Source organism: Staphylococcus saprophyticus subsp. saprophyticus ATCC 15305 = NCTC 7292 (assembly GCF_000010125.1).
GTDB lineage: Bacteria > Bacillota > Bacilli > Staphylococcales > Staphylococcaceae > Staphylococcus > Staphylococcus saprophyticus.
Genome location: NC_007350.1, coordinates 2,363,626 through 2,376,960, shown reverse-complemented (window position 1 = coordinate 2,376,960; position 13,335 = coordinate 2,363,626). Strand labels below are relative to the sequence as shown.

Below are 13,335 nucleotides of genomic sequence, written 5' to 3'. Positions count from 1 at the left end.
TATACTCATTTACAGGTCGAGGGTGTATAATAAACAGGTGAGTATAGAGATGAAGCGAAAAAAGAGAATATTTGGGAGGTTTACATAAATTGCGTAAAAAAATTATTGCAACTGTAATCGGGACAAGCGCATTAGCTGCAGTTACTTGGACAAACGCAGATGCTGCAACAACTTATAAAGTTAAGAGCGGCGATTCATTATGGTCAATAGCGAATAAATATAATATGTCAGTGGCTAAGTTAAAGTCGCTTAATAATTTAACGTCAAACGTTATTTTTCCGAATCAATCGTTGAAAGTATCTGGTTCAACAAGTTCTAGTACATCGTCAAATACATCTACGGGATCAACATACACGGTTAAATCGGGTGACACTTTATCAGGGATTGCTGCAAAATATGGCACAACGTATCAAAAAATTATGAGCCTAAATGGTTTATCAAATTTTAATATTTATCCGGGACAAAAATTAAAAGTATCAGGTGCAGCGTCTTCAAGTAGCTCAAATACTTCAGGGAACACAAGTAGTGGCAGCACAACAACCTATACAGTTAAATCGGGTGACTCATTATCAGCGATTGCTGCAAAATATGGCACAACGTATCAAAAAATCATGAGTTTAAATGGTTTAACTAACTTTAATATTTATCCAGGTCAAAAATTAAAAGTATCAGGTAAAGCATCTACAGGTGGTTCAGGATCAAGTTCTACTGGATCTGCTGGGTATAAGACACCTGTCTTTAATCATTCAAATTTATATGACTGGGGTCAATGTACGTGGCATGTATTCAATAAACGTGCCCAAATTGGTAAAGGAATTAGTACATATTGGTGGAATGCCAATAACTGGGATACAGCTGCTGCAGCGGATGGTTATACAATAGACCGCAAAGCGACTGTTGGTTCTATCTTACAATCTGATATGGGCTATTATGGTCATGTAGCGTTTGTAGAATCTGTAAATGCTAACGGTAGTATAACGATTTCTGAAATGAACTATAGTGCATCACCAGGTATTGTGACTTATAGAACAATTCCTGCTTCACAAGTAAGTTCTTATGTATATATTCATTAATAATAAATTAAAAAAAAGACTCGAAGCATAGTATGGATGTCCATATTGTGATTCGAGTTTTTTTAAATAGAACTTGGGTTGGTTTGTTGGTGACTAGATACTTACTTCACCTTTACGAACAGATTTTAAGCGTTTTACTGTTGAAAATAGTGTGCTCGCAAGTGTGAAAGTTGAAAATACTTTTGCGAATTTACGTGGTGATTTTAAAGCTGTATAAAAATCTAACACAGCCCCAACACTAGTGATGGCAATGCTTGCGTAAATTAATTTTTTATTTCTTGATTGATAGGCATACCAATTAAAGCCTTCTACAGCAATGCCTACAAAATTAAGTGTGTTAGAAATGCGATTTATTTTAGTTTTTTTAGCCATTTATCGTAAAGCCTCCATTTTTGAAAATAGTTATCTTGTTTCGTATTATACCATTAATATACATTCAATTAAGATTGTCTGAAATTTAATGTGTATGGATAATAAAATATGATAACATAAGCGTTGATAGTATAAAACCAGTTTGATTCATTAATATAAAGTTAGTATGGAACGGAAATTGATGCTGTGGGGTGTTGAGTAATGATTAAATGTGTGTGTTTAGTAATTGAAGAACAAGAGAAATTATTGCTTGTTCAGTCAAGGAATAGAGAAAAGTATTATTTTCCAGGCGGCAAGATTGATATAGGAGAGACGTATAAACAAGCGTTACAAAGAGAATTAAATGAAGAACTACAATTAGATATACCTGAGTCATCTTTAATTTATATGCATACCGTTGTTGGCGAAGCCTACCCACAAAAAAATATGAAAACAGAACTCAATTGTTTTTATACGACGGCAGATATAGATTGGTCTACCTTGGTACCAAGTCAAGAAATCACTGATTTACAATGGATAGATAAAAAGGATGAACATAAAATTGCGCCTGCCGTTATTACATGGATAGAAGAACAGCAACATTTTAAAAATATAGAACGAGAGATATCTTTCGTTGAGCTTGTTCCCTATACTGAGAAATTAATAAGTGATGTGAAGCATATAGCGTTAGATATTTCCGATCGTCAATTCACTAAGACACCTGTTGAAAATATCAAACTCGCAGCGCATGATAGTGAAAGGCATCCTACGCTAATTTATAATCATAAGCACCAATGTGTTGGCTTTTTTACTTTACATGAGGGGCAAGGCGTGGCACCATATACTACAAATAAAGTCGCAATATTTTTTAGGTCATTTAGCATTGATAAAAACCAACGTGGGAAAGGTTACGCTAAAAAAGTAATGGATGCACTGCCAGGCTACTTGAGTAAACAATTTCCAGATATAGATGAAATTTATCTCACTGTTAATAATGACAATATCGTAGCACAAGCATTGTATAAACAGGCCAATTATGAAAATGCGGGAACATCTACTTTAGAAGGTCGATCTATTTATATTTTAAGGCGGACAATTAAATAGTTATGATATGGAATGCGTTAGAAAAGGTAACATAAAGTGTTATTTTTCCTGACGCATTTTTGCTATTCATATGGAATGGGTTTATGCTCCGGTATAAAGGAGTGAGTGCTATGAATATGAATGATACATTATTTTTGTTTCTTTGTACGTTACTAGTGTGGTTAATGACACCGGGGTTAAGTTTGTTTTATGGGGGATTGGTTCAATCTAAAAACGTATTGAATACAGTCATGCAAAGTATGTCGGCAATTGTTATAGTAACGTTTGCATGGATGTTATTTGGATTTAGCTTTAGTTTTGGATCTGGGAATTCATTTTTTGGAGATTTTACATATATAGGTTTAGCTCATGTTGGTTTTAGTACACAATCAGCAATTTCACCGCATATACCTTTAGCGCTGTTTATGCTATTTCAGTTGATGTTCTGTACCATTGCAGTTTCAATTTTATCAGGATCAATAGCTGAAAAAATGAAGTTTATACCTTATTTAATTTTTGTGTTTTTATGGGTTATCTGTGTATACAGTCCTGTTGCACATTGGGTATGGGGTGGAGGTTGGATTGATCAATTAGGTGCGATTGATTATGCAGGTGGAACAGTTGTGCATATAACGTCTGGTATATCTGGTTTGGTCTTAGCAATTATGATTGGTGCAGGGAAAAACTTTGATAAAAGACCGCCACATAACCTTATTATTACACTTATTGGCGCAATTTTCGTTTGGATTGGGTGGTATGGATTTAATGTAGGGAGCGCATTGTCGTTTAATAAAATAGCGATGATTTCATTTGTGAATACGGTGCTCGCAGCGAGTGCAGGTGCCTTAGGTTGGTCAATGATAGAGTATTGCATGAAGAAAACGACGAGTTTGATAGGTATGTTGTCGGGCATGCTTGCAGGATTAGTTGCTATTACACCAGCTGCCGGTTTCGTAGGATATATGAGTGCTGTGGTGATTGCGCTTATAGGCGGTGTGTGTTGTTACTTCGTCATTAATTACATTAAAGGGAAATTACATTATAATGATGCCTTAGATGCATTTGGCATACACGGTGTAGGGGGGGTGGTCGGTGCACTTTTAACTGGTGTATTTCAGTCACATCATATTAATGGCGATGTGGTAAATGGGCTTTTATTAGGCGGAGGTATGATGCCCGTAATCAATCAGTTGATAGCTGTAGCTATTACCATTGTATTTAGTGGGATCATGACTTTTATTATTGCGAAAGTGATTGCCCAATTTAGTGAACTAGGGACAGATACAGAAGAAGAGGCACAAGGCTTGGATTATGTTGTACATGGGGAGCGCGCTTATTTTAGTGGCGAATTAAATAAATTAAATAGACGTAAATAAATATAAAAAACCAGTCTGAAACAATCGTTGATGTTTCAGACTGGTTTTTAGTTAGTTATGAGATGGCAGCACTGAACATACAATTTATGACATCTATGATTACATCCACAGCGCAACATAATATGAGGTAGGATGATGCTTTGAAACAATACAAAGAAGAACTGTGGATACGCTGTCCTTAAAATTAACGATGGGTGTCTGGTGCTTTTTGATTTTTGATTAATAATGCTGTTAACCATGCAGTAATTGGGATGCTTATAGCAACTGCGATACCGCCAAGAATAATAGAAATGAATTCTTGTGCGAAAATTTTAGAATTTATAATGTGCCCAAAGGAATAGTTAAGCTTGAAAAACCAGAAAAACAATGTCAATTGACCACCGAAATAAGCGAGATATATCGTATTGGCTGATGTTGCTAATATTTCACGACCGACCCGCATACCTGAATGAAATAATTCTTTTTGTGTTAAATTAGGATTTGTTTCGCTTAATTCATACATTGGAGAACTGATTGTAATAGCTAAATCAATAACAGCGGCGATCACGGCAAGTACGATGGTAAATACCATAAATTTCACCATATCTATACCGATATTCATAGAAAAGATATAAGTTTCGTCCTGTTGTTCGGTTGTAAACCCTTGTAAATGTCCGATTGAAACGGATAAATATATAGCTGCGATTAATATGACTGTCGTAACGATTGTAGCGTAAAATGCAGCTTTTGTTTTTGTATTATAGCTATTTAGTACAAACAAATTACAGGCTGCAATAACAATGCAGAATATAAGTGTAACTAGATAAATAGGCACACCGAATATGATGAGTATAATTGAAATAAATAAAATGACAAAATTTAAAAACAGTGTCAGATAAGAAATCAATCCCTTTTTCCCACCAAAGATCAACATTAATATAAATAATATGAGACCTAATAATGTTATCGCACTCATGATTTAACACCTCGCAATTTAAACCAAACTTGCATCAATAGAATGGTGATGGGAATTGTTAAGACAATGCCAATACCACCCGTGATTGCCCGGGAAATTTCCAATGACCAATTCATAGAAATTGTATACGTAATGGTGTTTGCATTTTTTAAGTAAATTAGGAGCATAGGCAAACTTCCGGATAAATATGAAAATAGTAATATATTTGTCATTGTTCCCATAATGTCTTGTCCGATGTTACATCCTGCAAGTGCCCAACGTCTCATACTGATATCAGGTGTACGACGTAGAATTTCAGCCATACCACTGGCAATTGTAATAGCAACATCCATGACAGCGCCTAGTGAACCAATCATGACAGAAGCTAAGAATACTTCCTTTGGTGGCAAGGTTAGAAAACTCATAGTTTCGAATTTTAAACCAGAGCCATCAGTTATTTGAATGATGCATTGCGTAATACCTACGCATAAGAATGTGCCAAGTAAAGTGCTGATAATGGTGATGAGTGTCCGCCATTGCCAGCCTGTGACGAGGACTAGCGTTAATGTCGTAGAAATGAAGATGGCGATGCTCATTAGGCCGAACAGACTGATATTTGGCGATTGATTATGAATATAAATCGCTAATAATACAATACATGTATTGAGCGCAAGAGATAGAATCGATTGTAAACCTATTTTTTTACCTACTAGTAACACGGTTAATAAAAATATACCAGTTATCGCAACGACTAAACTATCGCGTTTCTTTTCCGTTATATAGGCGGTGGTGAGATTTTTGTCAACGTGCAATAAGACTTTATCATTTTTTGAAAATGCTTCACTGTCTGCTTGTGACTCGGTATATTCATGTGTGATTGTAGTTGTTTTACCTTCGAATTTACCATTTAAAATATGAATATGTAATGTTTCTTTATGCTTAGTATCTTTGTTGTGATGTTCATCTGACACTTGTGTTGATTGAGTATTGTTTATTTGTGTAATTTGCCCAATCGGTGTGTCATAGAATTTAGCATTAAAAAAAGTGAATATGAATAATCCAACAAAAATAATGCAAAAGGTAAGTACAACCCAATTGAAGGGGCGTGTTAATAATGTTTTAACAGACTTCAAATAAATTCAGTCCTCTCTTTATAGACAATGCGATTATACGCGCATCGAGAACTGAATTCAAAGATTTATGAAAAGTATTTAATGATATGTGGCGCTACGACTTAATAACTGGTCAATCGTAGATAACATGAGTTGAATATCATTTTTTCTATTATCACGACGAATGATGCTACATATGGTCCGTTTTAACTCTGTGTGTTCTAATGAGATATCTATCCATTTTTGGGGATTTTTATCTAAGAGTTGATAAGATGGTGCGATGATATAGCCTCGACCTTTATTTAATAAGTATTGAGCTAACTGTGTACTAGTTACAGTGCGAATAGGCGTTTCTACGACATTAGCTAATGTTTGTTTGATGTGCGGTGGCAAAGCATAGAGTTCATAAATCGATTTGTTTGAAAATTGTATTAAAGGTGGATTCGTTGCCATAGTAATTGGATCATCTTTAGGGACGTAGATATGAAAATTTTCTTCAAATAACGGATTTATTTTTAATGATGTATTTTGTTTGATTTTTTGTGTTAAATCCATAAAGGCGATATCGATTTGGTTTGTAATGAGAGCGTTCAATATTTCGCTTTCTTTCATTAGAATAGGTTCAATAATAGAATCACTGTTATTTTCAAATGCTTGTATCAATAAAGTGAGTACTTGAGAAATATAACATTCAACATAGCCGATTCTTATAATGAAGTGATTTGACTCTGATTGATTGTGGAACAAACGGATTGTTTCATCAAGTTGGTCGATAATTTTGGTTGCTTCGGAGAAAAACTGTTTTCCTTCATCTGTTAAATAAATATTTCGACCTTCTCTTTTGAATAGGGTAACTTGAAGTTCATTTTCAAGATGAGCAATTTGGCGACTGATTGCTGATTGTGCAATATTTAATTCTAATGCTGCTTCTGATAAATGTTCTCTTTTTGCAACTTCTATAAAATATTTCAATTGTTTAATTTCCATGTATAACCCTCTTTTCAACAATTGTTCTAATAATTAGAATGATATCATCTATTATATATATTGAACAGATTGATCAACTGCTATATAGTTTACTTACTTATTTAATTTTCAGAATTTTCGTAAAAGAGGTGAAGATCATGGTCGAGTATAAAGAGAAATTGGGGTTATATGATAGTCGCGAGGAACATGACGCTTGTGGTATAGGATTTTACGCCAATATGGATAATAAAAGAAGTCATGATATCGTGGAAAAATCATTAGAAATGTTACGTAGATTAGATCATCGTGGTGGTATAGGTGCTGATGGTGTCACAGGTGATGGTGCAGGCATTATGACTGAAGTACCATATGCATATTTTTCACGACACCTTGATTTTGATATACCTGAAGAAGGTCAATATGCAGTAGGTATGTTTTTTACAAACGAAAAAATTAAAGGTTCTCAACATGAAGCGCAGTTTAACGCGCATTTTGAAGCGGAAGGTCTAACTGTGCTTGGCTATAGAGAAGTGCCTGTAGATATTAACGCGATTGCAGCACATGTAGCAGAAACAATGCCGTATATTCAGCAAGTATTTGTTGCGTTAAATGATACTTCACATATAGAGCGCACATTATTTTTAGCGAGAAAACAAATTGAAAATTACGCAAATCAACAACAATTGGATTTGTATTTCACGAGTTTATCGCATAGAACAATTGTATATAAAGGTTGGTTGCGTTCAGATCAAATTAACGCATTATATGAAGATTTGAATCATGAAGATTTCGTGTCAAAACTAGGTCTGGTTCATTCTCGTTTTAGTACAAATACTTTCCCGAGTTGGAAACGTGCACATCCTAATCGATTGTTAATGCATAACGGTGAAATTAATACAATTAAAGGTAATGTAAACTGGATGCGTGCAAGACAGAATGAGCTTATAGCTACCATTTTTGGTGAAGATAAGGATAAAGTCAAAGATATTGTAGATGAAGATGGTAGTGATTCTGCAATTGTTGATAATGCATTAGAATTTTTATCTTTAGCTATGGAACCAGAGCGAGCGGCAATGCTGATGATTCCAGAACCTTGGTTATACAATAAAGCAAACAACGCTAATGTACGTGCGTTTTATGAATTCTATAGTTATTTGATGGAACCATGGGATGGACCGACGATGATTTCATTCTGTAACGGCGATAAGATTGGTGCGCTAACAGATAGAAATGGTTTGAGACCAGGTCGCTATACCATTACTAAAGATAATTATATTGTCTTTTCATCAGAAGTAGGTGTAGTAGATGTACCAGAAGACAATGTTGCATTTAAAGGCCAATTAAACCCAGGAAAATTACTATTAGTTGATTTTAATGCACATAAAGTGGTTGAAAATAATGAATTAAAAGCACGTATTGCAGATGAACATCCATATGAGAGTTGGTTGAGTCAATTTAAAGTTGATTTGAATTTAGAGCATGTGTCTTATCAACCATCTTCTTGGAATGAAGCAACATTAACACGTATGCAAAAACAATTTGTCTATACCAAAGAAGAAATAGATAAATATCTTACAGAATTGGTTGAAAGTAAGAAAGATCCTATTGGTGCGATGGGTTATGATGTGCCGATAGCAGCATTAAATGAACATGATGAATCACTCTTTAATTATTTCAAACAATTATTTGCACAAGTTACTAATCCTCCTATTGATGCTTATCGTGAAAGGATTGTAACGAGTGAGTTGTCTTATTTAGGTAGCGAGGGGAATTTGTTACAACCGAGTGAAGATGCGTTAAATCGTATTCAATTAAAACGCCCTGTCATGACGGAAGCGCAGTTAAATGTCATTGAAGAAAGCCGATTTAATGTCGCGCGTTTATCAACGGTATATCATGATGATTTAGAAGACGCGCTAGATGTACTTGGTAATAAAGCTATTCAAGCAGTAAAACGTGGAGAAGAAATTTTAGTTCTCGATGATAGTGTTTTAGTTTCAGAAAAAGGTTACGCGATGCCGATATTATTAGCTGTGAGCCATGTTCACCAATTGTTGATCAAAGAAGGATTGCGTATGCGAACAAGTATTGTTGCTTTGTCGGGCGAAGCAAGAGAGGTTCATCACATTGCTTGTTTGCTAGGTTATGGTGCTAATGCGGTTGTGCCATATTTAGCGCAACGAACAATTGAAGAATTAGTGCAAAATGAACGTTTAGAAGGGGATATTTCTGAAAATGTTCAAACTTATACAGATACATTGTCTGAAGGTGTAATTAAAGTAATGGCTAAAATGGGTATTTCAACAGTTCAAAGTTATCAAGGGGCACAAATCTTTGAAGCAGTTGGATTATCAGATGAGGTTGTTGAAAGATATTTCACTGGAACGCAAACAAAATTATCTGGCATATCACTTGAGATGATTGATAAAGAGAATAAATCTAGACAGACACCAAAAAGTGAGTACATTGAATCGGGGAGTACATTCCAATGGCGTAAGCAAGGTCAACGCCATGCTTTTAACCCTACATCTATTCATTTATTGCAACATGCGTGTCGATTGAATGATTATGAAAAATTCAAAGCATTTTCAAACGAAGTTAATCATAAGCGTACGGATCATATTCGTCACTTGATGACATTTAAATCATCGCAAACACCAGTCGATATCAGTGAAGTAGAACCTGCAAGTGCAATTGTTCAACGTTTTAATACAGGTGCAATGAGCTATGGTTCTATTTCTGAAGAAGCCCACCAAACATTAGCAGAAGCAATGAATCAAATGGGTGGTAAAAGTAATAGCGGTGAAGGCGGAGAAAATCCAGAGCGCTTTATAGTTGATGAAGAAGGACGTAATCGTTCAAGTGCGATTAAACAAGTGGCATCCGGTCGTTTTGGTGTGACAAGTGACTACTTGCAACACGCAAAAGAAATACAAATTAAAGTTGCGCAAGGCGCTAAACCAGGGGAAGGCGGACAATTACCAGGAACCAAAGTATATCCATGGATAGCTGAAGTAAGGGGCTCAACACCAGGTATTGGCTTGATATCACCACCGCCGCATCATGATATTTATTCGATAGAAGACTTAGCACAGTTAATACACGATTTAAAAAATGCCAATAAAGATGCCAATATAACAGTTAAGCTCGTATCTAAAACAGGTGTTGGTACCATTGCAGCGGGCGTAGCAAAAGCCTATGCCGATAAAATTGTTATTAGTGGTTACGATGGTGGTACAGGGGCATCACCGAAGACGAGTATTCAACATGCAGGCGTGCCATGGGAGATTGGATTAGCTGAAACGCATCAAACATTGATGATGAATAACTTGAGATCACGTGTGAAGGTAGAAACAGATGGTAAGTTACTCACTGGCAAAGACGTAGCCTACGCTTGTGCGTTAGGCGCTGAAGAATTTGGCTTTGCGACTGCACCATTGGTTGTTTTAGGATGCATCATGATGCGTGTTTGTCATAAAGATACATGTCCGGTTGGTATTGCAACACAAAATAAAGACCTACGCGCACTATTTAATGGTAGAGCGGATCACGTTGTGAATTTTATGCATTTTGTTGCTGAAGAATTGAGAGAGATTCTTGCGGAACTAGGATTGAGAACAGTGGATGAATTAGTAGGTAGAACGGATTTGTTAACGCGTAAAACCAATCTTGCAACGCGTCAACCTAAAGCTGCATCTATGAATGTTGAAGCATTATTGTATCAACATGATGGAGATAGATATAAGAAGATTGAACAAAATCATCATTTAGATATAGGATTTGACTTAACTGAATTGTATCCTGATGCACAAACAGCGATAAGATCTGGCCAATCATTCGAAGGTCAATATCGCTTAAACAATGAACAGCGTGATGTGGGTGTTATTACTGGCAGTATGATTACAAGAGCGCATGGAGCAGAAGGATTGAGTGAAGACACGATATATGCACAAACGACGGGTCATGCAGGTCAAAGTTTAGCTGCGTATACACCAAGCGGACTGACAATTCATCATACAGGTGATGCTAATGACTATGTTGGAAAAGGCTTATCGGGCGGAAAAGTAATTGTTAAAGCACCTAATCAACAACGTGAAAATGAAATTATCGTAGGTAATGTTTGTTTTTATGGCGCATCTCACGGTAAAGCTTTTATTAATGGTAAAGCTGGCGAGCGTTTCTGTATTCGTAATAGTGGTGTCCAAGCCGTCGTGGAAGGTATCGGAGATCACGGTCTTGAATACATGACTGGAGGCAGAATCATTATATTAGGAGACGTAGGTAAAAACTTTGGTCAAGGTATGAGTGGTGGCGTTAGTTATGTTTTTCCATCTGATGTAGCGCAATTTAAAGCGCAGAATCAACTTGAGAGTTTAGACTTTGATGCGATAACAGTAGATGAAGAACGCAACGTCGTCAAAGATATGTTAGAAGCACACGTTAAATATACCGACAGTACTAAAGCGAAAGAGATATTAGCAGATTTTGATCATATTGCAGATAAGGTAGTAAAAGTGATACCAAAAGATTATAAATTAATGATGCAAAAGATAGATTTGCAAAAACAACAGACGGATGCTTTGGATGAAGCTTTATTAAATGCCTTTAATGATAAGCGTACGCACTTAATGTCAGAACAACAAAAAACAGCCGTATATTAAATCGTAAAGGAGGGATTGTCATGGGTGAATTTAAAGGATTTATGAATTATGACAAACAACAATTACACGAATTATCTTTAGTTGATCGTTTGAAAAATCATGACGCATTCCAGCAAAGGTTTACAAAAGACGAAGCTGCACAACAAGGTGCACGTTGTATGGATTGTGGTACGCCATTTTGTCAGACAGGTGAACCATTTGGCAGAGAAACGATTGGTTGTCCTATCGGTAACTATATACCTGAATGGAATGATTTAGTTTATAGACAAGATTTTAAGACGGCATATGAGCGATTAAGTGAAACGAATAATTTTCCAGAATTTACAGGTAGAGTATGCCCAGCGCCATGTGAACAATCATGTGTTATGAAAATAAATCGTGAATCAGTAGCTATTAAAGGTATTGAAAGAACGATTATTGATGAAGCATATGAAAACGGTTGGGTTAAACCAATTGTGCCAGAACAACGTAAAGATGAGTCTGTAGCCATCGTTGGTAGTGGCCCAGCAGGATTAACGGCAGCAGAAGAACTTAATAAATTAGGTTATCATGTAACGGTATATGAACGTGCGCATGAAGCGGGCGGTCTACTGATGTATGGCATACCTAATATGAAATTAGATAAAGATGTCGTGCGTCGTAGAATATCTATTATGGAAGCTTCGGGCATCCGATTTGAAACAGATACAGAGATTGGTGTCGACGTGAGTAGAGAAGCATTAGAAGAGAAACATGACGCAATCATCTTATGTACAGGATCTCAAAATGCGAGAGATTTACCATTAGAAGGGCGTATGGGATTCGGCATACATTTTGCGATGGATTATTTGACGGAGCAAGGTCAGTATTTGAATGGTGAAATCAAGGAACCAACGATTTCTGCAGAAGGTAAAAATGTGGTCGTTATTGGAGCGGGAGACACGGGAGCCGATTGTGTTGCAACAGCACTTCGTGAAAACTGTAAGTCTATCGTCCAATTTAATAAGTATACGAAACAACCTGAAGCGATTGAATTTGATGAAAATACCTATTGGCCATTAGCAATGCCAGTATTCAAAATGGATTACGCGCATAAAGAATATGAACAGCGCTTTGGATTTGAGCCGCGTGCTTATGGTGTGCAAACGATGCGTTATGATGTTGACCGTATTGGTAATGTGAAAGGTGTTTATACTCAAATTCTGGAAGAAACAGACGAAGGCATGGTGGTCGTAGATGGAACAGAACGCCATTGGCCTGCAGATCTAGTATTGTTATCGATTGGTTTCATAGGTACAGAAACAACAGTACCGCATGCTTTTAATATTCAAACAGAAAGAAACAAAATTGTAGCTGACAACAAAGATTTTAGAACCAATCAACCGAACATTTTTGCTGCTGGAGACGCTAGAAGAGGTCAAAGTCTTGTGGTATGGGCTATTCAAGAAGGAAGAGCTGTCGCAAATGCAGTGGATGAATATTTAAAAGAAAAAACATTAGTATAAGGTAATGATTTTAATTGACTTTTGTCATGGACTATAATATTATAAATATTGTGTTTGGAGGAATACCCAAGTCCGGCTGAAGGGATTGGTCTTGAAAACCAACAGGGGCTTAACGGCCCGCGGGGGTTCGAATCCCTCTTCCTCCGCCATTATATTTAAAATACCAAGACTAATGATATAGATAAAGCAAGTATTCAATGAAAAATTTGGATGCTTGCTTTTTTAATGCGCTTTTCTACATATTCGAAATTTAAGTTAGGCTAAGTACTTTTATATAGAAAAAAGATGTAAGGTC

General features: G+C 36.1%; 9 protein-coding genes and 1 tRNA gene. 6 read left to right on the top strand and 4 right to left on the bottom strand.

Going from position 1 to position 13,335, the window contains the following annotated elements:
- The first annotated feature begins 89 nt into the window (after positions 1–89).
- A complete protein-coding gene (locus tag SSP_RS11550; RefSeq protein WP_011303892.1) occupies positions 90–1,073 on the top strand; it encodes a LysM peptidoglycan-binding domain-containing protein in 984 nt (327 codons plus the stop codon).
- A 93-nt stretch (positions 1,074–1,166) separates the two neighbouring features.
- On the opposite strand, the gene SSP_RS11545 is transcribed toward SSP_RS11550, so the two are convergent.
- Positions 1,167–1,445 carry a hypothetical protein gene (locus tag SSP_RS11545; RefSeq protein ID WP_002484239.1) on the bottom strand — a complete coding sequence of 93 codons (279 nt, stop codon included), beginning with the start codon at positions 1,443–1,445 and terminating at the stop codon, positions 1,167–1,169.
- A gap of 201 nt (positions 1,446–1,646) precedes the next feature.
- Here SSP_RS11545 and SSP_RS11540 point away from each other — a divergent pair, with 201 nt between their 5' ends.
- Together SSP_RS11540 and SSP_RS11535 are read left to right on the top strand one after the other, a co-directional pair.
- Positions 1,647–2,528 (top strand): GNAT family N-acetyltransferase, encoded by an 882-nt coding sequence (locus SSP_RS11540; RefSeq protein ID WP_011303891.1) that lies wholly within the window; start codon positions 1,647–1,649, stop codon positions 2,526–2,528.
- Positions 2,529–2,638: 110 nt separating this feature from the next.
- A complete protein-coding gene (locus tag SSP_RS11535) occupies positions 2,639–3,883 on the top strand; it encodes an ammonium transporter (protein WP_011303890.1) in 1,245 nt (414 codons plus the stop codon).
- A 184-nt stretch (positions 3,884–4,067) separates the two neighbouring features.
- Here SSP_RS11535 and SSP_RS11530 read toward each other — a convergent pair whose 3' ends face one another.
- The 3 genes from SSP_RS11530 to gltC all read right to left on the bottom strand — a co-directional run bounded on the left by SSP_RS11530 (position 4,068) and on the right by gltC (position 6,916).
- Entirely contained in the window at positions 4,068–4,838 is a 771-nt protein-coding gene (locus tag SSP_RS11530; protein WP_002484235.1) for a YibE/F family protein, read from the bottom strand.
- Positions 4,835–5,950, bottom strand: a complete 1,116-nt coding sequence (locus SSP_RS11525) for a YibE/F family protein (RefSeq protein ID WP_011303889.1) — start codon at positions 5,948–5,950, stop codon at positions 4,835–4,837. The genes SSP_RS11530 and SSP_RS11525 overlap by 4 nt, the downstream gene beginning before the upstream one ends.
- A gap of 78 nt (positions 5,951–6,028) precedes the next feature.
- Entirely contained in the window at positions 6,029–6,916 is an 888-nt protein-coding gene (gene gltC, locus SSP_RS11520) for a glutamate biosynthesis transcriptional regulator GltC (protein WP_011303888.1), read from the bottom strand.
- 137 nt (positions 6,917–7,053) lie between these two features.
- Between gltC and gltB the strand changes: the two genes are divergently transcribed.
- The 3 genes from gltB to SSP_RS11505 all read left to right on the top strand — a co-directional run bounded on the left by gltB (position 7,054) and on the right by SSP_RS11505 (position 13,189).
- Positions 7,054–11,556, top strand: a complete 4,503-nt coding sequence (gene gltB / locus SSP_RS11515) for a glutamate synthase large subunit (RefSeq protein ID WP_011303887.1) — start codon at positions 7,054–7,056, stop codon at positions 11,554–11,556.
- 20 nt (positions 11,557–11,576) lie between these two features.
- On the top strand, positions 11,577–13,040 hold the full coding sequence (locus tag SSP_RS11510; RefSeq protein ID WP_002484230.1) for a glutamate synthase subunit beta: 1,464 nt from the start codon (positions 11,577–11,579) through the stop codon (positions 13,038–13,040).
- Between the two features lie 56 nt (positions 13,041–13,096).
- A tRNA-Ser gene (locus SSP_RS11505) sits at positions 13,097–13,189 on the top strand.
- The last annotated feature ends 146 nt before the right edge of the window (positions 13,190–13,335 follow it).